Origin of the sequence: Mycobacterium bourgelatii, assembly GCF_010723575.1 — a bacterium.
Lineage (GTDB): Bacteria > Actinomycetota > Actinomycetes > Mycobacteriales > Mycobacteriaceae > Mycobacterium > Mycobacterium bourgelatii.
Window position 1 is genome coordinate 5,499,808 of record NZ_BLKZ01000001.1, and the last position, 20,211, is coordinate 5,520,018.

19 protein-coding genes are annotated in these 20,211 nt (G+C 63.8%); 8 read left to right on the top strand and 11 right to left on the bottom strand.

Translation table 11 applies throughout. The annotated features are described in order from the left end of the window. Positions 1 to 54: 54 nt before the first annotated feature. The 9 genes from G6N68_RS23515 to G6N68_RS23555 form a co-directional block, all read right to left on the bottom strand. On the bottom strand, positions 55 to 1,776 hold the full coding sequence (locus G6N68_RS23515; protein ID WP_163717480.1) for an MCE family protein: 1,722 nt from the start codon (positions 1,774 to 1,776) through the stop codon (positions 55 to 57). Then, positions 1,777 to 3,069, bottom strand: coding sequence for an MCE family protein (locus G6N68_RS23520; protein ID WP_371871715.1), 1,293 nt, complete (start codon positions 3,067 to 3,069; stop codon positions 1,777 to 1,779). Next, positions 3,069 to 4,499 carry an MCE family protein gene (locus G6N68_RS23525; RefSeq protein ID WP_371871716.1) on the bottom strand — a complete coding sequence of 477 codons (1,431 nt, stop codon included), beginning with the start codon at positions 4,497 to 4,499 and terminating at the stop codon, positions 3,069 to 3,071. Before G6N68_RS23525 ends, G6N68_RS23520 begins: the two co-directional genes overlap by 1 nt. Beyond that, positions 4,499 to 5,617, bottom strand: coding sequence for an MCE family protein (locus G6N68_RS23530; RefSeq protein ID WP_163717484.1), 1,119 nt, complete (start codon positions 5,615 to 5,617; stop codon positions 4,499 to 4,501). Before G6N68_RS23530 ends, G6N68_RS23525 begins: the two co-directional genes overlap by 1 nt. Then, positions 5,617 to 6,639: an MCE family protein gene (locus tag G6N68_RS23535; protein ID WP_163717486.1), complete on the bottom strand. Its 1,023-nt coding sequence runs from the start codon at positions 6,637 to 6,639 to the stop codon at positions 5,617 to 5,619. The genes G6N68_RS23530 and G6N68_RS23535 overlap by 1 nt, the downstream gene beginning before the upstream one ends. After that, a complete protein-coding gene (locus G6N68_RS23540) occupies positions 6,636 to 7,838 on the bottom strand; it encodes an MCE family protein (protein WP_240355585.1) in 1,203 nt (400 codons plus the stop codon). The genes G6N68_RS23535 and G6N68_RS23540 overlap by 4 nt, the downstream gene beginning before the upstream one ends. 31 nt (positions 7,839 to 7,869) lie before the next feature. Further along, on the bottom strand, positions 7,870 to 8,715 hold the full coding sequence (locus tag G6N68_RS23545; protein ID WP_163717488.1) for an MlaE family ABC transporter permease: 846 nt from the start codon (positions 8,713 to 8,715) through the stop codon (positions 7,870 to 7,872). 24 nt (positions 8,716 to 8,739) lie between these two features. Beyond that, the gene (locus G6N68_RS23550) at positions 8,740 to 9,558 is read right to left on the bottom strand and encodes an MlaE family ABC transporter permease (protein ID WP_163717490.1); all 819 of its coding nucleotides are present in this window, start codon (positions 9,556 to 9,558) and stop codon (positions 8,740 to 8,742) included. 311 nt (positions 9,559 to 9,869) lie between these two features. After that, the gene (locus G6N68_RS23555; RefSeq protein ID WP_163717493.1) at positions 9,870 to 11,075 is read right to left on the bottom strand and encodes a CaiB/BaiF CoA transferase family protein; all 1,206 of its coding nucleotides are present in this window, start codon (positions 11,073 to 11,075) and stop codon (positions 9,870 to 9,872) included. Positions 11,076 to 11,404: 329 nt separating this feature from the next. On the opposite strand from G6N68_RS23555, the gene G6N68_RS23560 reads away from it, so the two are divergent. The 6 genes from G6N68_RS23560 (at position 11,405) to G6N68_RS23585 (ending at position 16,055) form a co-directional block, all read left to right on the top strand. Continuing rightward, a complete protein-coding gene (locus G6N68_RS23560; protein ID WP_163717494.1) occupies positions 11,405 to 12,106 on the top strand; it encodes an SDR family NAD(P)-dependent oxidoreductase in 702 nt (233 codons plus the stop codon). Between the two features lie 15 nt (positions 12,107 to 12,121). Next, positions 12,122 to 12,322 carry a ferredoxin gene (locus tag G6N68_RS23565; RefSeq protein WP_163717496.1) on the top strand — a complete coding sequence of 67 codons (201 nt, stop codon included), beginning with the start codon at positions 12,122 to 12,124 and terminating at the stop codon, positions 12,320 to 12,322. A 15-nt stretch (positions 12,323 to 12,337) separates the two neighbouring features. Next, the gene (locus G6N68_RS23570; RefSeq protein WP_163717498.1) at positions 12,338 to 13,708 is read left to right on the top strand and encodes a cytochrome P450; all 1,371 of its coding nucleotides are present in this window, start codon (positions 12,338 to 12,340) and stop codon (positions 13,706 to 13,708) included. 286 nt (positions 13,709 to 13,994) lie between these two features. Further along, positions 13,995 to 14,438: a hypothetical protein gene (locus G6N68_RS23575; RefSeq protein ID WP_205351425.1), complete on the top strand. Its 444-nt coding sequence runs from the start codon at positions 13,995 to 13,997 to the stop codon at positions 14,436 to 14,438. A gap of 145 nt (positions 14,439 to 14,583) precedes the next feature. Further along, entirely contained in the window at positions 14,584 to 15,447 is an 864-nt protein-coding gene (locus G6N68_RS23580; RefSeq protein WP_205351426.1) for an Rv1363c family protein, read from the top strand. A gap of 80 nt (positions 15,448 to 15,527) precedes the next feature. After that, complete coding sequence (locus tag G6N68_RS23585; protein ID WP_240355829.1) at positions 15,528 to 16,055, top strand: hypothetical protein; 528 nt, start codon at positions 15,528 to 15,530, stop codon at positions 16,053 to 16,055. An 87-nt stretch (positions 16,056 to 16,142) separates the two neighbouring features. Here G6N68_RS23585 and G6N68_RS23590 read toward each other — a convergent pair whose 3' ends face one another. Together G6N68_RS23590 and G6N68_RS23595 are read right to left on the bottom strand one after the other, a co-directional pair. Beyond that, positions 16,143 to 17,318, bottom strand: coding sequence for an acyl-CoA dehydrogenase family protein (locus G6N68_RS23590; RefSeq protein ID WP_163717504.1), 1,176 nt, complete (start codon positions 17,316 to 17,318; stop codon positions 16,143 to 16,145). Beyond that, positions 17,302 to 18,300: an acyl-CoA dehydrogenase family protein gene (locus G6N68_RS23595; protein ID WP_163717506.1), complete on the bottom strand. Its 999-nt coding sequence runs from the start codon at positions 18,298 to 18,300 to the stop codon at positions 17,302 to 17,304. The genes G6N68_RS23590 and G6N68_RS23595 overlap by 17 nt, the downstream gene beginning before the upstream one ends. A gap of 106 nt (positions 18,301 to 18,406) precedes the next feature. Between G6N68_RS23595 and G6N68_RS23600 the strand changes: the two genes are divergently transcribed. Beyond that, the gene (locus tag G6N68_RS23600; RefSeq protein ID WP_371871655.1) at positions 18,407 to 18,919 is read left to right on the top strand and encodes a nuclear transport factor 2 family protein; all 513 of its coding nucleotides are present in this window, start codon (positions 18,407 to 18,409) and stop codon (positions 18,917 to 18,919) included. After that, positions 18,916 to 20,019: an NAD-dependent epimerase/dehydratase family protein gene (locus G6N68_RS23605; protein ID WP_163717508.1), complete on the top strand. Its 1,104-nt coding sequence runs from the start codon at positions 18,916 to 18,918 to the stop codon at positions 20,017 to 20,019. The genes G6N68_RS23600 and G6N68_RS23605 overlap by 4 nt, the downstream gene beginning before the upstream one ends. The last annotated feature ends 192 nt before the right edge of the window (positions 20,020 to 20,211 follow it).

Consider the following 20,211-nt stretch of genomic DNA (forward strand, 5'->3'; position numbering starts at 1 on the left):
CTTCGCTGCCCGTCGTACCCGCTGCTATTTCAGCCTGAATCCTGCGGACCGCGATCAGGTGGGCAGCATGTCCTTCCACGACTTGGGCGCCTTCGGGTCAACGAGATCCGACTGCTGGTACAGCTTCCCGTCCGGACCGACATAACGTCCCGTGTGCGGGTCGTACCGGGCGAACGCGATGGACGGCCCCGCCCCGCCGCCACCGAACGCGCTTGGCGCGGCACTCGGAGCAGGGGGCGCCGCTGGGGCTGCGGGTGGCGCGGGAAGCTCCGCGGCTGAAGGTACGTCGAGTGGCGCTATGGGCGAAAGGTCGGTCGCCACGCCCGGCAAGGGTGTCGACGGCATCGGCGGAACAGCCGCGGCGACGGTGTCCGGCGGTGGATTCTCTCCCCGCGGCCCCGGCGTTGCGCCGCGCGGCACCGCCCCCGGCGGCAGCGGCGTTCCCTCCACCGGGGCAAAGATCCGGTCGTTGACGGTAACCCGGTCATCGGGCGGGATGCCCTGGGAGAGCAGGTTCGGGTCCAGCGGATAGGGACCGAGGACGTGCTGGCGCATCGCCAGCGGCATGTAGGGCTGGTCGCTGTTGCAGATTTCAACGGTGGGTGCGCGCTTGCCCGGCTTACCCATGCAGGGATAGTTGCGTGCACCGCGGACCCCGATCGGTGAGTCCTGCGGGAGTTTGCAATACAACCCGTCCGGTGTGTCGATGTCGGTGAGGTCGCTCGGGGATCGCCATGTGTTGGGCGGCATGAAACCGACCGTGCAAATAGGGGGATCGTCGATGGTGAGCGCGAAGTCGCCTTGGGCCGTGCCCTCGGGATGGTTCTCCGGGCCAGCGGCCTGCTCGATAGCAACCGCCGACGGCAGCAAGACCAGCAGCTGCTCCAGCGATGGGTGGTAAGTGATGCCGATCTGCCCGATGGTAGTGAGGTTGGCGAGCAACACCGGCAACGTCGGTTTTATTTGTTCGAGCAGCCGGGATGCTTCGTTCGCCGCCTCGGGTCCGTTTTGCAGCAGAGTGCGAACGCTGGCATCGTCCTGCACGAATACGTCCGTGATCCCCGCGAGGCTGCGCGCCCACGTTCTGATCGCATCGGTGGTGCTTGCTTGCGAATCCAGCAGTGGCCCAGCGTCTTCGGTGAGGGTTTTGGTCTGATCGGCGACGCCGTTGGCGTCATGGGAGATCGTCGTTGTGGAATCGAACAGCGAACCCAGGTCGTAACCCGAACCGTTGAAGCCATGGAAGGTCTCGTCGAGCAGTTGGCCGAGCTTGGTCTTCGGGATGCTTTGGACCAAAGCGTTGACCTTGTCCAGCATCGGCCCGACCGGCTGCGGAATCGATTCCTTGCCCAACGAGATGACCGAACCGTCGTGTAGGTAGGGCGGCGAATCGCTCCTGGGCCGCAAGTCCACGTACTGTTCACCCACCGCGGAGACACTGAGCACATACGCACCACACTGATTAGGGGGACCCGGGCGCTCTGGACACGGCGTGAAGTCAGCGGGGACCTTAGGTGAACTACTAAGCGACAGTGTGGCTTTCGCCCCGGTCGGCGTCAAACTCACCGAGGTGACCTTGCCGAGTTGAACCCCACGGTAGGTCACGTTGGAAAACCGGTACAGCCCGCCGGCGGCCGGCAGTTCCAGCGTCACCGTGATCCGGCCGATGCCCAATAGGGTCGGCGCTTGGACGTAGACAAGCACCATCGCAATCACGCCGATGGTCCCGACGATCGTGAAGATCGCCAGCTGAATCCGGACGAAGCGAGTCAGCATCTACCCGCCACCTTCCGTGGGTGCCGCATCGGGACCGGGCGCAGGTCCCGGCGCAGGTCCCGGCCCAGGCGCAGGTCCTGGCCCGGGCGCAGGTGCCGGGGCGGGGGTGGGTGGCGGGCCGGGCAGCCGCGCACCGGGCGGGGGCGGGGGCAGCGGCACCCTTTCCGGATCCACCCACGGTGGCCTGATGGGGTCATGCAGCGGATCGTGGGTGTAATTCAGGTAGTACGGGTCCCCCGGCGCCGGTACCAACGGCTGGTCCAGCGCTCCCCAGTGGGTCCCCAACATGAGTCCTCGCTTGAGCCGTGGAATCGACAGGTCCAAATCGACGTGCAGGTTGAAGTAGTCGCCTCGGACCGCTCGATCGACGAAGTTCTGGGTGAACGGGAACACGAAGCTTGCCGCGATCGCCGCGCCGAGCTCCGGTCCGACGTCGGCGAGCGCGCGGATGGTCGGTTCCAGGTTTTTGAGATTGGCGACCAGGTCAGCCTGGGAGTCGTTGATCAACCGGGTGGCGGTGTTACTGAAGACGCGCAGTTTGTCCAGGGCTGCGGTGAAGCGTGGCCTCTCCCTGATCAGCACATCGAGTGCGGGCGGTACCTTGCGCAGCGCCTCGGCGAGAACATCGCGTTGGTCGGCGAATGTGCCGGCAAGCCGGTTGAGCGCGTTGATGGCGTCGACGATCTCGTCCCGCTGGTCGTTCAGCGTTCCGACGAACGTGTCGAGGCGCTTGAGCAGATCGCGTACGGCGCCCTCGCGCCCGGCCAGGGCCGTGGAGAAGTTGTGGACGACTTCCCCGATCTGTCCCAGTCCCCCGCCGTTGACGACCGCTGCCAGTGACGACAGCGTCTGCTCCGTCGACGGGTAGGCCGACGACCGACTGAGCGGGATGGTGGCGCCCGGCTGCAACCGTCCGCTTGCCTGCTGGCCGAGTGGCGGATTGAGTGCCAGATGCATCGAACCCAACAGGCTGGTCTGCCCCACTGTGGCTACCACGTTGGCCGGGACGACGACATCGCGCTTCACCGAGATCTCGACGTCGGCGTGCCAGCCCCGCACCCTCATGTTGCCGACACTGCCGACGACGACGTCGTCGATCATCACCGGCGAATTCGACTCCATCGTACCGACATTCGGGAGTTCGACGTGGTAGATGACGGCCCCCGGCCCGCGTCCCACCGCGCCCGGCAAGGGTAGTGAGTTCAGGCCGCGGAAGGAACATCCCGTCAGCGTCAACACTGCGCAGACGACAACGGCGAGCATCCGCCGCGCGCGCACCCACGCCCAGGCCATCATGACGACGGCCCTTCGGCCGGCAGCAACATGCCCGGCACACCCGGCGCCGGTGGTGGCGGTTCCATCGGTGTCGACGGCGGAGGCGGCAGCGGCATCGCCGCGCCCGGTATCCGCGCCGGTGGCTCTGCCCCCGGCGGTCCCACGGGATCACCCGGCAGGCCGGTGTAGGCCGACACCGCGGGCGGGGTCTCGGGTGGTCCGGGTTTTGGACCCTCGCCCCCGGGCGCGAGACGCGGTTCGGTGTAGAGGATGTTGGCAGGGTCCATCGACTTCTGCAGGAATATGTTGATGGGGATCGGCAGACTGTTGAAGTTGAGCACCCGCAACCCCGGACCGAGGAACATCGAGCACAGCTTGCCCGATTCAACCGCGGTGACGTTTTCGATTGCGCCGACTGCCGTACAGCCGGGAACGGGAACCGGAAGCAGCAGACCCGAAAACGTGGGATTCGCGAAGTTCATGATCCCGAACCCACCCACGATGGTTCCGGTGTCGGCGTTGTAGTCGTTGAAGAAGTTGCCCAGCGCGTTCGGCGCTGCGTGCAGAATGTTTTCCAGATCCATGTGGTGGTCGACCAGGTTCTGCGTGACATCGGCCAATCGGGCAATCTGCTCGCTAGTCTGCTCGCGAGTCCCGGCGACGAAGCGTTGCACCTCCCCGACTGCCGTCGACAAGTCGGTAAGCGCCGCGTCCAGTTCGGATTTGCTGTCGTCGACCACGCTGGTGAGCGTCGCCAGGCGCTCGTTGAAATGGACGATCTGGACGTTGCTGTCGCGCAGGGCACTGACGAAGATCTGCAGGTTCTTGATGATGTCGACGATGTTGCCGCTGCCGTCGGCGAGGATCCGGCCCACCCCTGCCAGTTGAGCGAGCGTTTGCCGCAGCTTGTCGCCGTTGCCCTCAAGCGCATTGGCGGCACTGTCGATGAACCGGCCCACCGACGTGTCCGAAACGCCACTACTGGGCCCCAAATCCGTTGCCAGTCGCATCAATTGGGTCTTGACCTCGTCCCACTCGACGGGAACCGCGGTCCGCCCGACCGGGATCACCCCGCCGTCCGGCATGACCGGACCGCTGGTCCGGTAGGCGGGAGTGAGCTGGACATAGCGGGCAGCTACCAGGTTCGAGGCAACGATGACCGCTTTCGCATCCGCCGGAACGGGCACCGAACGGTCGACCTGCAGGGTCATCTTGACCTGCGCCCCTTGCGGTTCCACGGATTTGATGGTTCCGACCTTGACACCCGACACACGCACCTCGTCACCGCCATAGATCCCGGTGGCGGACGTGAAATAGGCGGTAATCGTGTGTGGGGCAAAAAACGTCTTGCGGACCAGCACAGCAGCGCCGGCAACGACAAGCCCGACCAGGACAACCGCTGTCAGAATCGCCAGCGGCTTGCGCCGATTCGAGGGAATCCGAGCGATCACTGCGATCCTCCGACCCTGTTGCCCAACGTGCATTCGGGGCATACCGGAATACCGTTGTACGGCCATGGAGTCAACGACCGAGGTATCGGCGACGGATAGCCAGGACCCTTTGAGGTGTCGAAGGTGCGGAATCCCCAGAGGTAATCGAGGATCGGTTGGAACAGTTGCGGGGCAAGGAAGTTCGGGACGAAGGCCTGATAGGCGTACATACTGGAGATGCCCTCACCGACCGTGATCTGAAACTTCTTGAGACCCACCAGTGCGTTGCCGATGTTGTCGCGGTTCTTTTCCAGCATCGCGGTCACCGAATTCAGCCGTTCCAGCGTCGGCGCCAATTTGCTTTCGTTCTCGTGCACCAAGGCCGTCAGCTGTTTGGCCACCGCCGAGGCGTTGGCCAGCAGGTCCACGATCTGCTGCCGGCGCGCCACCAATACCTGCAGCAGAGTGTCGGAGTTGAGGATGAGTCTGTTGACCTGCTGGCTGCGTTCGGAGAGGATCCCGGTGACGTCGCCTGCGGTCTTGAACAGCTCGCCAAGGTTCTTGTTGCGGCTGTTGAGAGTGCGTGACAGCCGGGTGACCGCGTCGAAGGCAGGTCCCAATTGGGGTGCGATCTGGTCGAGCGTCGCCGACAGTGTGTCCAGCGACTGGTTCAGCGTCGCGGTGTTGGTTCCGGCGGTTTCCGTGGTCAAGTCGCTGACCGCTTCCGTCAACGAGTATGGCGAAGAGGTGCGCGAGACGGGAATGACAGCCATCGGCCGCAGCTTGCCGGTGCCTGCGGACTCCACTGTCAGTACCCGCTCGCCCAGTAGCGTGCCCGTGCGGATGTGCGCCGAAGTCTCGGAACCTAGCAGCACGTTGCCCTTTAATGCGAACGTCACCAAGGCATCGCCGTGGCTCAGCTCTACGCTCGACACGGTGCCGACCTTCAGGCCCGATACCGTCACGGGGTTACCCGGCGCAAGACCGCCGGCTTCCGAGAAGAGGGCCTGGTACCGAACCATCGTCGCCCATGCGATAAACCGGTCGGGCGACAGGCCAACCAAGATCGTCAGCGTGATCAAGACCGCGCCGATGAATCCGGCCTTGATCAACCCAATTCCGCGATATTTCTGCATCAGGGTTCCGTGCACCTTCCAGCTTCTGACCTAAATATCGGGGCCTTCACCGTCCTGCCCTGAAGGTCGGTGCCGCGGAGTTCCAACTGGCAGAGGAAGTACGGAATGGTCGAGCCGTTCACGCCGAGTCGGACCAGCCTGCGGTAGTTCTGTGGCGCCTTCGCAATTGCGGCTTCGATGCGGTCCCGGTCGTTGTCGAGTATCGGTGCCAACCGATTCAGCTGATCGATGGTGCCGGACAGTGGCGGCCGCGCGCTGCTCAGCAGATCCGCCAGCGATGCGGTTCCGTTGTCCAACGCCGTGATCGCGGCGCCGATGGTGTCGCGGTCGTCCGACAGCCCGCTGACTAGCCGCTCTAGGCGGTCGACCGCGTTGGAGAACTTGGTGCCGTCCTTGGAGATGGTGCCGATCACGATGTTGAGGTTGTCGATCAGTTGCTGCACGGCTTGATCGTTGTCGGCCATGGCATTTGAAAACGAAGTCGTCTTGGTGAACAGGGACTCGAGAGTCCCGCCTTGACCCTGGAAGACCTGCAGCAGTGCTGAGGTCAGCGCATTGACATCGCGCGCATTCAGACCCTGAATTACGGGTTTCAGTCCGCCGAGGAGCAGATCGAGGTCAAGCGCAGGCGCGGTGCGTTCGACGGGAATCTGACCGCCGGGCGGCAGATGTCTGGCCGGGCCCGGACCGTCGAGCAGTTCGAGGTAGCGATCACCCACCAGGTTGAGGTAGCGGACGGCCGCCCGGGTGCCTTCGGTAAGGACGACGCTGCGGTCGGTATCGAACTTCACCAGAACTTTCTTGTCCGGCTGCAGCGAAACGCTGTTGACCGTGCCCACCCGGATCCCGGCGACCCGCACCGACTCGCCCTGCCGCAGACGCGACACGTCGGAGAACACCGCCGAATATCCGGTCGTGGAACCCGTCCGATACTGGCCGAAGATGAAGAACAGGGAGGCGGTCAACACGGCCATCACGGCCGCGAAGATCGCGACTTTGATCAGCGGGCTGCGTGTTCTCATCCGGGCATCCCGACCCCAGTAGAGTTGCGTGGCGGTCCGGCGATCGGCCCGTACAACAACTGTTTTAGCAGATCGGAATTGATCAGCAGCTGCTGGTTTCCGTACCCCACCGGGTTGGCGCCGATATCTGCGATCAGCTGCTTTGGATGCGAGTTGAACGGTATTCGCGGCAGCTCCATGCACTGCGGGCCGCCGGTCGCCGCGACCTTGGGCAGGTTCGTCGGGTACCGATAGCGTTCGCCGCCCCACGTGAGGCTCGCCGTGATGTTGATACTCGGTTCCGACAATGGCGGGGCGTGCGAGATCACTATCAGACCGCCCAAAGCGCAGGTGAACACCTCGTGGTATTCGGAGGTCAGATCGGTGGTCGGCACCAGCAGATGCAACACATTCGTCAGGGGTTCACGGTTCGCGGACAAGACATCGTTGCCGATGTCGGCCAAGCCGATCGCACTGATCAGCAATGCATCCAGGTTGCTCTGCTCGTCGACGAGTGTCTGGCTGATCCGGTTCGCGTTGGAGACAACCCGCACCAGGTCCGGTGCCGCGTCGGCATAGGCGTTCGACACCTCCGGCAAAACCGTGAGGTCGTGACGGAGTGCGGGGAGGCTCGGCTCGAGATTGGCCAGAAACGAATCCAGGTCGCTCAGCGACTGGCCAAGCTTCGCGCCCCGCCCGCTGAAAGCTTGTGCCAGCGCGCCCAGCGACTCGTTGAGCTTCGCCGGGTCGATCTGGTTCAGCACCTCCACCAATTGCTGGAATACCGTGTTGATTTCGACCATGACGTGCTCGCCCGTCAGCGTCTGGCCGGCACGTAACCGTTGCGCCGAGGGGTTGTCCGGCGCTACCAGCTCGACCGACTTCGCGCCGAACACCGTCGACGACGCGATGTTGACGTGCACGTCGGCGGGAATGTATTGCAACTGCGACGGGTAGATCGCCAAGTGGATCGCCGCACGGCCGTTCGGCAGCGGCTCGATCGACTCGACCTTGCCCACCGACACGCCGCGCATCTTGACCTTGGCGTCCGCGTTCATCACCAGGCCGGCGCGCTGTGAAATCACGGTCACCGGGACGGTGTCAGTGAGATCACCCCGGAACAGGGTCACCGCCAGCGTGAAGATCGCCAATATCACCACGACGGTCCCCAGCCCAACCAGCGGCCGCACGTACGCTCGGGCGCCGGAGCTGCGCGTCACTTTCTTTTCACCGCGTTCATCACCGTTCCACCTAGCCGGACAGGTTGAAGTTTCCGTTGGCGCCGTAAACGGCGAGCGAAACCAGGAGTATCACTGACACGACCACGATCAGCGAAGTCCGCACCGCGTTACCAGTTGCGACCCCTACACCGGCCGGTCCGCCCGAAGCGAAATAGCCGTAATACGTGTGGATCAACAGGATCGTGATCGCCATCGCGATGGCTTGCAGGAACGACCACAGCAGGTCGATCGGGTTCAAGAACGTGGTGAAGTAGTGGTTATACAAGCCGCTTGATTGGCCGAAGAGCATCACGGTGATGAACTGGCTAGCCAGGAACGACAGGACGACGGCGATGCTGTACAAGGGCGTGATCGCCAACATTCCGGCCATGATCCGGGTACTCACGAGATACGAGATCGGCCGAATCGCCATGGATTCCAGGGCGTCAATTTCTTCGTTGATCCGCATGGCACCCAACTGAGCCGTGACGCCGGCACCAAAGGTGGCTGCCAAACCGATGCCCGCGACAACCGGCGCTGCGATGCGCACGTTGATGAAGGCTGAAAGAAATCCGGTCAACGCCTCGATGCCGATGTTGCCCAGTGAGCTGTATCCCTGGACCGCCAGCGTGCCACCCGCGGCGAGCGTCATGAAGCCGACAATCGCGAGCGTCCCGCCAATCATCGCCAAAGTCCCCGCACCCATGCTGATTTCAGCGATGAGGCGGATGATCTCCCGCCGGTAACGAGTGACCGCGAATGGTATGCCTCCCAGCGCTTTGCCGTAGAACAGCGTGTGATCGCCCACCCGCCCCAAGGCGGCGGCCGGCCGCTGGATTTGTCGCGTCAGACGCGGATAGGTGGCGCGCAGTGCCATCGCGTGTCCTACACCTCCTTCGCGCTACTTGGTCGAGAATCGGATACCGATAGCGGTGACAACTACATTGACGACCATGAGCGACATGAACGCGAACACCACGGTTTCGTTCACCGCGTTGCCCACCGCTTTGGCGCCGCCGCCCGATACCGTAAGCCCGCGATAACACGCGACCAATCCGGCGATCAGACCGAAAAGCGCTGCCTTGACACACGAAATGATCATCTCGGGAACGCCGGTCAACAACGTGATGCCCGCCGCGAACGCACCGGGATTCACGTCTTGAACGAACACCGAGAAGATGTAGCCGCCCAGGATGCCGATGATGACCACCAGGCTGTTCAGCAATAGCGCAACCAATCCGGCGGCCAGCATGCGCGGCGTCACCAAACGCTGAATTGGATTGATACCCAGCACTTCCATCGCGTCGATCTCTTCGCGGATCGTGCGCGAACCCAAGTCCGCGCACATCGCCGTCGCACCGGCACCGGCCACAATCAGCACGGTCACGAGGGGGCCGACCTGAGTGACCGCGCCGAAAGCGGCACCCGCGCCGCTGAGGTCAGCCGCGCCGAGTTCGCGCAACAAGATGTTGAGCGTGAAGCTCACCAGAACCGTGAACGGAATCGCCACCAACAGCGTGGGCAACAGCGACACGCGGGCGACAAACCACGACTGTTCGAAGAACTCCCGCGTCTGGAAGGGCCGCCGGAACAAGAACCTGATCGCGTCTGCCGACATCGCGAACAGGCCACCGACCGCCTGCATTGCCCCGGAGAAGCCTGAGGGCAACGATATTCCGGGCGACCAGCGATTCGTGTCCTTGTTCGATCTATTCGCCATCGACAACAGGCGCCTTCGGCTCGTGAGGCCCAACTCGCGGCGACAATGACGTCAAGGACGAAATGCGCAGCGAATTGCAAGATCTCGGCTTCGCGAGGCCGTTCAGGGTCTCCCTCCTCACGCCAGCCCTCCGTTCCGTTGCGTGAGTTGGCGCTCCAACCCGATGCCAGCCCGGCCCAGCGTCCACGAATTGAAGCGTGCAGCGATTATTACTCATCCGACGCTCCGGCGGAATGGGAAACCAAAACCGTTATCGGACACCCCGTGAACCGATATGAGTTTGGCCTCCGCGTCTTACACAACTCGAGCCCCTAGGTGACGGCGCCGGCTGTCTTCAGTTCGATGATGCGGTCCCAGTCCAGCCCTAGTTCCAACAGGATTTCGTCTGTCTGTTCGGCGAATCCGGGCGCGGGGCCGGTCTGCGGCGCGGTGACGTCGAACTGCACCGGGTTGGCGGCGAGGTCGAGTTCGCCTGCGCGCACTATATATTCGTTCGCGCGGATCTGCGGGTCGGCTGCCACTTGCAGGGTGTCCTGCACCGGCGCCCAGGGCCCGGCAAGAGTGGCAAAGCGTTCGCTCCACTCGGCAAGCGTGCGGGTTGCGATGACCTTTTTCAAGATCTCAACCGCTTCCGCTGTGTTGGCGGCGATTTTTTCCGCGTCGGCGAAGCGTGGGTCGTCGATCAATTCCGGTCGTTCGATGTGCTTGCACACGTCGGCCCAGTACTTGCCGGGCTGCATCATCACCAGCGATATGTGGCGGCCGTCGGCCGTCGGGTACACCCCCACGAGGGGGTTGATCGGCGAGCCATGGACGCCGGCCGGCGGCGCGTGCAGTAACTGACCGAGGTGGTTCGTCAGCGCCACCGTGTGGCCCATCGACCACACGCCGCTACCGAGCAATGAGACATCGACTACGGACGGTTCGCCGCTGCGCTCGCGCTTCAGCAAAGCTGCCGCGATGCCGCCGGCGAGGTTGGTGCCGGAGATGGTGTCGCCAAAGGCGGGGCCCGGCGGATTGACCATCCCCTCGTAGCCCATCGGCGTGATCGTCGCCGCGGTTCCGGCCCGGCACCAGAACGCGGTCATGTCGTAGCCGCCCTTGTCGGACTCAGAGCCACGCGGACCGAGGGCGCTGCCCCGCGCGTAGATGATCTTCGGGTTTACCGCGCGGATGTCGTCGACGTCGATGCCGAACTTGCGCCGGGCGTCAGGCAGGAAACTGGTGAGGAACACATCGGACCGGCGGGCCAACTCGTGCAGAACTTCCTTGCCCTCGGGTACCGACATGTCCAACCCGATGCTGCGCTTGCCGCGGTTGGCGTGCTCGATGTTGGGGTTGGGGTCGCCCTCGACCCGCAGCATGCCGGTCTGCCGCAGGCCACGCTGGGGATCGCCGGTCACCGCATGCTCGACCTTGACCACGTCGGCACCCCACTCGGCCAGTACGGCGCCCGCCGACGGGACGAACCCGTACATCGCGACCTCCAGGACGCGGATGCCCTCCAGCGGCCTCATGCCCGTCCCCTCTTGAGTCCCCCTAGAGCCAGGTCCTGCGCAGGCATGATCGATACCCCCAGTGTGGTGAGTGTCACGAAAATTTCATTCTCTTCCCCGGCGAATACTACATTCGGGCTCGGAGAATTCAACAAATTTCCAGGAACTGGACAAAGTCACCGGCTGGCTAAGCAACCGCTCAGTGGAACGCGCCTTCGGCCTCTCACCGCAGGCCGCGCACGGTTTTCGCGCTTGCTTGCGAGCCGCTTCGGCATGAGAGTAAGGTTCTCATAATTGTAAGGGAGATTCTTTTTGAGTGAGATGCTCCGCCTTGTAGCAAAGGCCTCGACATGAAGACGGCGGTCGTAACCGGTGGTGGATCCGGCATCGGCCTGGCCGTCGTGCGTCGGCTGCGCGCCGACGGTCTCGACGTGGCCACGATCGACCTCCAATCGTCGGACGACGACCTCGCCTACACCGCCGACGTGACGGACCGGTCGCAGGTCGACGCCGCCGTCTCAGCGATCCGCGACCGATTGGGCCCGATCACCGTTCTGGTGAACGCGGCCGGTCTGGACGGGTTCAAGAAGTTCGCCAACATCACCTTCGAGGACTGGCAGCGCGTAATCGATGTCAACCTCAACGGGGTCTTCCACACGATCCAGGCGGTGCTGCCCGACATGCTGGAGGCCGGCTGGGGACGGATCGTCAACATCTCGTCGTCGAGCGCGCATTCCGGCCAACCCTTCATGGCGCACTACGTGGCCGCCAAGTCCGCGGTCAACGGCCTCACCAAGTCGCTGGCACTCGAGTACGGCCCGAGCGGCATCACGGTCAACGCCGTGCCTCCCGGCTTCATCGACACCCCGATGTTGCGCAAGGCCGAGACACAGGGCTTGCTCGGCGACGTGGAGCAGACCATCGCCCGGACTCCAGTGCGCCGGATGGGCAAGCCGGAAGATATCGCCGCCGCGTGCGCCTTTCTGGTGTCGGAGGAAGCCGGCTACATCACCGGTCAGATATTGGGCGTCAACGGCGGCCGCAACACCTGAGCTCAAGGAGACAACGTGAAGGTATGGGTTGATCCCGAACGCTGCCAAGGCCACACGCTGTGCGCGATGATTGCTCCAGAATCATTCCAGCTCAGCGACATTGACGGCAGTTCCTCGGCGGTCAGTGAGGTGGTTCCGGCCGACCAGCAGGACCTGGTCCGCGAAGCCGCGCACTCCTGTCCGGAGCAGGCCATCCTCGTGACAGACGAAACGTAAAGGGGGCGAGCCGCTTTGAGTGTGGACGACATCGTGAGTGACAGCGACAGCGATCGCAAGAAGAACCGGTATCACTTCGATCGGCACGCCGCCGACTACCGGGAGAAGTTCGAGAGCATCACCGAGGAGATGCACGCCAAGTGCCCGATGGCGTGGACCGACACCTACGGCGGGCACTGGGTCGCGGCCGGAAGCACCGAGGTGTTCGAGCTGGCACGGTGCCCGGCGGTCTCCAATGATCACGACATCCACGGCGAACGACGCGGCTACAAGGGCATTTCCATCCCGACGGCCAGCCGGGTGAGCGTAGTACGGGGCGGCATCCTGGAAATGGATGACCCGGAGCACCGCACCTACCGGACGGTGCTGAACCCGTACCTGTCCCCTGCCGCGGTCAAGCGCTGGGAACCGTTCATCGACGACGTGACCCGCGCCTGTCTGGACGAGAAGATCGAGACGGGCCACATCGACTTCGTCGACGATCTGGCCAATATCGTGCCCGCCGTGCTGACGCTGGCGATGCTGGGCATCCCGCTGAAGAAGTGGAACCTATACAGCGAGCCGGTCCATGCCGCCGTATACACCCCGGAGCACTCCCCCGACATCGAGCGGGTCACCGCGATGCACCGGGAGATGGGCCTCGACATGGTCAACAACATGCTGGAGATTCGCGAGAATCCGCGTCCCGGCATCGTGAATGGGCTGCTGCAGATGCGGATCGACGGCGAACCGGCTCCGGACCTCGAGATTCTGGGCAATCTCGGCTTGGTCATCGGCGGCGGGTTCGACACCACGACGGCGTTGACCGCGCATTCGCTGGAATGGCTTTCGGAGAATCCCGAGCAACGAGAGCGCCTGCGGGACAACCTGGACACTCTGCTCGACCCGGCGACCGAGGAGTTCTTGCGCTTCTTCACCCCGGCGCCCGGCGACGGCAGAACCTTCTCCGACGATGTCGAAGTCAATGGTTATCGGTTCAAAGAGGGTGAGCGGCTGTGGATTTCGTGGGCCATGGCCAATCGCGACCCGTCGGTGTTCCCCGAACCGAACGCGATCGTCCTTGATCGTAAGGGCAACCGGCACTTCAGCTTTGGTATCGGCGTGCATCGGTGCATCGGATCGAACGTGGCGCGCACCGTGTTCAAGTCCATGCTGACCGCGGTGCTCGACCGGATGCCCGACTACCACTGCGATCCCGACGGCGCCGTGCACTACGAGAGCATCGGTGTCATTCAGGGCATGCGCAAGCTGCCGGCCACCTTCACGCCCGGCCGCCGGGTCGGTGCAGGTCTCGACGAAACCCTGGACAAGTTGCAACGCATTTGCGATGAACAAGAGCTCGCCAGGCCCGTCACGGAGCGCAAGGAAGCCGCGGTCATCGACTAGTGGCAATCGCAAGGGCGGCCGTGGCGATCGCAAGCGCGGCGAAGCCGGGCGCAGCGGGTCGCCACAATGGGGCGAAGCCGGCCGCAGCGGGTCGCCACCATCGGACCAGTGGCGATCGCAAGCGCGGCGGAGCCGGGCGCAGCGGGTCGCCACCATCGGACTGGCCCACCTCGCCGCGACGTCGCGGCGCCCCCCGATAGCGGGCCCATTGACGTGCACGAATTTCCAGATTAGGCCTGTGCAGTGTGGTCGCGCTCTATATTGAGTCCGAGCGCGTGTGCTAGAGATGGGAGACGCGTCGGTGAAGACTTTCGCAGCAAGCATTGCGCTTGCCATGGCCGCGCTGACTATTACACCGGCCGCCCACGCGGACATGCAGGTTGGCAACTATCTGGCGAATACGGACCGGGATCGCGGCCACAGCTGGATCTGGGCGATTAGGCCGTGCCCGTCTCGCGCATCGGGATGCCTGACCATCCAGGCGGTACCGCAACCCAATGGGCAAGCGGCGCCCTACAAAGGAGACGCGTGGTTGTCCAATGGCCGCTACACCATGACCGTCGACGTGCCAGATGGTGTGCGCTGCGTGGTCCAGTTTTTTCCCTCGCATGACGTCTATTCGTGGGATGCGGTCACATTGAGTGGCGAATTGGTCACCACATACGACACCGGCTGTGGCGGCGGACCCGGGGGCACAGACACTTATCCCTTCACGCTTGTGCGATGGTAGCCGCGAACGCCTTTGTCTTCGGGAACGATTCCCGCACTGAACCCAGGTGGACGTGCGCGCCTGCTTGGCCGCTTCATCGAGGCGCGTGCCCACTCAATTGATATCGGAGTTCTGTCGATGATGATGACGACGCGCGGGAAGCGCAGTGGTTAAGGCGAAGCCACCGTCCCAAGATTCGGCGATATCGCAAGCCGAGGCAATGGCGTTGCTCGAGGAAGCCGAGGCAGAAGCCGCCGAAGCCGAAGCGTTGGCCGCCGCCGCTCGCGCGCGGGCCCGTGTCGCCCGGCTACGGCGCGAGGCGCAGGAGAAGTCCGAAGCCGCCGAGGCCGAGTCGGCGGAGTCCACCCAGGTCGGGGACACCGAGGCCGAGGCTAAATCCGAATCCGCCGAGATCACTGAGGTCGAGACCGCCGACCCACAAGGCCCCGACGTCGAAGAGTCCGATCCCGAGACCGATGAAGAGACCGTCGAAGCTGCGGTACCGGAATCGCGGCGCCGGAGGCGGATTAGGGCCGCAAGCCGGTTGCCGTCACTGTCAGCGACTTTCAAAGTGGTCGCGATCATCCTCATCTGCGCATTTGCTGGCGCTAGCGGATACATGGTGTGGGAAGACCACAACGCCGCCGAGCGGCGGCAGCGCGCCGCGAACTTCATCGCCGGGGCCAAGCAGGGCGTGATTAACATGGCGTCCTTGGACTTCCACAGGGCCAAGGAGGACGTCCAGCGGCTGCTTGACAGCTCCACCGGCCAGTTCCGGGACGAATTCCAGCAGCGTGCAAAGGATTTCGTGACGGTTGTCGAGGAGTCCCAAGTAATAACGCAGGGAACGATCAACGCGGCGGCCGTCGAATCGATGGATGAGCATTCCGCATCGGTGTTGGTCTCGGCGACCTCGACGATCACCAATGCCGATGGCGCAAAGGACGAACCACGCGTGTGGCGGCTGCGGGTAACCGTGACCGAAGAAGGCGGACAGTACAAGATGTCGAAATTGGAGTTCGTGCCGTGACCGATCAAACCCGCGACCTCCAAACCACCGAAATCATCGATACCGAAGAGGCCATCGACGACGATCAGGACTACTCCCCCATGCAAACCGAACGCGAGCCGGGTACCTGGTCACGCACGCTGGGGAAGGTGAAAGTCGTTCCTGCGACCCTGATACTCCTGCTGGTGATATCCGTCGGTGTGGCGACGTGGGTGTACGTCGAGCGCTATCAGCCGAACCGACGGACCGATCCCGGCGTCGCCCGGGCGGTTGCCAGCGCGGCCTCCGAGGGAACGGTTGCGCTGCTCTCGTATTCACCCGAGTCGCTCGACAAGGACTTCGCCACCGCCAGGGCACACCTGTCCGGGAATTTCCTGTCGTACTACAACCAATTCACCGAGCAGATCGTGGCTCCCGCGGCCAAACAGAAGGCGCTGAAAACCACCGCCCACGTTGTCGGGACCGCGGTGTCGGAGTTACACCCGGACTCGGCCGTCGTCCTGGTTTACGTCAACCAGATCACCACAAGCAAAGACAATCCGGATCCCTCCGTGTCGTCCAGCAGTGTCCTGGTGAGCTTGAGCCGGATTGACGGCGACTGGCTGATCACCAAGTTCGACCCGGTTTAGGACACACCGACTCTTCGCGAGCAGACGCAAACTTGTATGAAAATCGGGGTTTTCGTACAAGTTTGCGTCTGCTCGCCGGGGGCAAATTTAGCCGCGTGGCAGCCCGAGCACCCGCTGGGCGATGATGTTGCGCTGGATCTCCGACGTACCGCCGGCGATGGTGCCCGAGAAGCTGCGGGCGTACCGTTCGAACCAACTAGCGAAATAGTGGTCGAGATTCATCGGCGCGTACGGGCCGGTCAACGCGGGGTGCACCAAACCATCGGGCCCAGCAGCCTCTAACGCGTGTTGGCTGATACGCAATTCCGCCTCGGAGCCAAGCAATTTCAACACCGAGATCGCGGCGGTATCGTCCTCACCGCGAGCGGCACGAGCCAGCGCCACCGACCCCAACAACCGCAACGCCTGCTTGTCCATGATCGTGCTGGCGTATTGGTCACGGTCCAACGCAGTAACGGGATGGAAGTCGGTGAGCATGTTGTCCATCCGGTCGGCGAAGCCCAACCACATCATCGTGCGTTCGTGCCCAAGGGACCCGTTGGCCACCCGCCATCCCTCGTTGAGGGGGCCGACCAGGTTCTCCACGGGCACCCGAACATCGGTGAAGAACACCTCGTTGAAATCCAGGTCGTCGATGTCGCATATCGACGGAAAGGGCCGGCGCACCAACCCTTCGGTATCGGTCGGTATCACCAACGCGCTGATGCCCTTGTGTTTCGGCGCATCGGGATCGGTGCGAACAAAGGTCAACAACACATCGGCGTCGTGGGCTCCCGACGTCCACACCTTCTGCCCGTTGACCACAAAGTGATCGCCGTCCCGCACCGCGCGGGTGCGCAACGATGCCAGATCCGAACCCGCACTCGGTTCGCTCATGCCCAGCGAGGCCGTGATCTCGGCTCGCAGGATCGGCACCGCCCAACGACGCTTCTGCTCATCGCTGCCGAACGACAACAACGACGCCGCAACGATATTCACGCCCTGAGGATTCAGACTGTGGTAGATCCGGCGCCGGCACAGTTCCTCGAGGTAGACGTATTGCTGCAGCACCGTCGCGTTGCGCCCGCCGAACTCCGGCGGCTGGCTGGGCAGCAACCAGCCGTTGTCGAAGAGCAGGCGCTGCCAGCGGCGCGCCCACTGCGGCATGTGCGACACCGAGCGCGGGCGCTCCAGCGTTTCGCTTGCGGGAGGGAGGTTTTCGTCGAGAAAGGCCGAGAACTCCGCCCGGAACTCCTCGACGTCGGAATCAAAAGTCAGCTGCACGGTACTCCTCGGCAATCAGTGCCCGATGTTCCGCCGCGCCGCCGAGCATCAGTTCGCCCGCCTTGGCCCGCTTCAGCGCAAACTGCAGGTCGTTCTCCCACGTGAAGCCCATTGCGCCGTGCAGTTGCAGGCCATGTCGAAAGACCAGGGACTGACATTCACCGGCCGATGCTTTGGCCATGGCGGCGGCCAACCGCCGACGCGGATCATCGGCGGCGATCGTCAACGCGGCGAAATAGGCCAGAGCCCGGGCACGCTGCACGGCGACGTGCATGTCGGCGGCCTTGTGCTGAACCGCCTGGAACGAGCCGATCGGTACCCCGAACTGGTGACGGCTGCGCACGTGCTCGAGCACCAGATCGAGGATGCGCTGGCAGGCGCCGACCATCGTGAGGGCCATGCCGGTCAACGCGACGTGACGAGCGCGCTCGGCGTCGACGTGCACCCGGGCGGTGTCGGGAACCCGGACCTGAGCGAACGTCAGGTCAGCCACGTGCAACACCGGGTCGAATACCGCCTCGCGCCGGGCCGAGACCTGACCGGCCTCGGTGATGAACACGCCCGCCTCCGTCACCACTGCCAACCGGTCCACCCGGTCGCCGTCCAGCACATGGCGCGCCGTCCCATCCAGCACCCAGCCGTCGGCGTCTCGGCGCGCCGTCACCCCGGAGTACACGGCGGTGCCCGACTGGTGCGGGTCAAACTGCGGTCCGGCCAACGGCGCGAATTGGCTCATCGTCGCCAGAAACGGAGTGGGATCGGTGGCGTGGCCCAGCTCTTCGAGCACGATCGCCAGTTCGACCGCGCTCTCGGGTTCGTTCAGCTCGGTCCAGCCGAGGTCCAGATAGACCTTCCACAGCGGGCTGGTGTCGACGCCTTTTTCGGCCACGCTACGCACCAGGGAGGGCGGACATTGCTTCGTGACGACGTCGCGCACCGTGTCCTGCCACAGGCGCTGATCCGCATCGAACTCCAACAGCATCGTCGGCCGCCTCCTGTCCTCACCGCGCTGTGAGAATAGCATTCTCTCTAGTGGAAGTAGTAATCTCCCAATCTGGCTATGAGGTTTGAGGTGCATACCGATCACGGTGGAAGGGACCACGTTGGACGCCGCAACCACCCTGAGTGAGATCGAAGCGATCAAACAGCTCAAGGCCCGATATTGCCGCTTCCTGGACACCAAACGATGGGATGAGTGGCGTGAACTGTTCACCGATGATTTCGTCAGCGACACCACGCAGTCGGGCGGCAAGCGCATCGCCGGCGCCGACGAGTTCGTTGCTTTCGTCCGCAACATATTCGGCAAGCCGTCACGACCGACGGTGCATCAGGTGCACGCCCCAGAAATCGAACTGACGTCGGCCACCACCGCGACCGGGGTGTGGGCGCTCGAGGATGTGGTCCGTCTGGCCCCGGGCGTCAACCTCAACGGGCGCGGTCACTATCACGAGACCTACGAGAAAGTCGACAGCCAATGGCGGATCAAGTCCTCCACGTTGACCCGCCTCCGTGAGGACGTGTTCAACCCGCTGTTCTCGGTACGCATCTCGCCCCGGTTGCGTGACGCCGGTTCCGCGCTGGCCCGCAGGTTCGACAAATGAACCACCCCGAAACCGTCCTTGTCACCGGCGCTTTCGGTCAACTCGGCAAGCGCTGCGCCGAAATCCTGCTGCGCCGCGGCCGCACCGTGATCGCGATGGACCTGGCCAACGACAAGACGGCCCCCGCCGTCGACGCACTCTCCAAAGTCGCCGACCCCGGCAAGCTGATCGTCGAACACACCGACCTCACCGATGCCGACGCCGTCGCCGCCGTCATCGATCGCCACCAGCCCGGCGCAATAGTCCATCTGGCGGCGGTCGTGGCGCCACTGTCGTATCGCAATCCGGGCCTGGCTCGCAGGGTCAACGTGGACGGCACCAGAAACCTCATTACCGCGGCCCAAAACCTCAGCACGCCACCGCTGTTCGTGTTCGCCTCCAGCGCGGCGGTGTACGGCTCGCGCAACCCGCACCGACTACCCGAACTCATCACCGCCGACACGCCGGTCAACCCGATCGACCAATACGGCGAGGACAAGGTCTTGGCCGAGGCCGTCATCACCAAGAGCAACCTCCCCCACGCGATCCTGCGTCTGGCGGCGATCGTCTCCCCGGATGGAGCCGCCAACTTCGACGGCGACTACCTGGTATTGGTGCGCTCCACCCCGGTGGACAACCGCATGCACGCGATCGACGCTCGGGATGCGTCGCTGGCCTTCGCCAACGCGGTAGACCGCCGCGACACCATCGACGGCAAGGTCCTGATGATCGCCGGCGACGAGAAATGCGCCAAGCTGATGGGCGACCTGCAAGACGACATGATGGAAGCCGTCGGCCTCGGCCGGCTCGGTCCCTCGATCGGCTTTCCGGCAAATCCCGACGACGACCGCGGCTGGGGCTTCACCGGGTGGTTCGACACCGCCGAATCCCAAGCGCTGCTTGAGTTCCAGGAACACGATTGGTCCGAGACCGTGGCGTGGATCGCCGAGTCGATGGGCCGGCTCCGCTTCTTACTCAAGGCGCTGAGCCCTGCGCTCCGCCCGTTGGCACGGGCCTACTTCGGCTTCCAGAACCGACGTGACCACCGCGGTCCGTACGCCGACCCGTGGACGATGATCAAGCAGAAATACGGCCCAGAAGCGCTCGCCTCCAACGGATGACGTCGTCGACCGGCCCGTCGGTGAAACGCCGGATCGTGCGGGCGGTCGACACTACGTTCCAGATGTCACCGCCGGCTCGGCTCATTCCTGGCACGTTAGCCGAGGGCATTGAGCACCTCCGGGGATGCGTGTGCTTGCCGGAACAAAGAACAAACCCCTGCATTAAACAGCCGACAACGTATTATTGTCAGA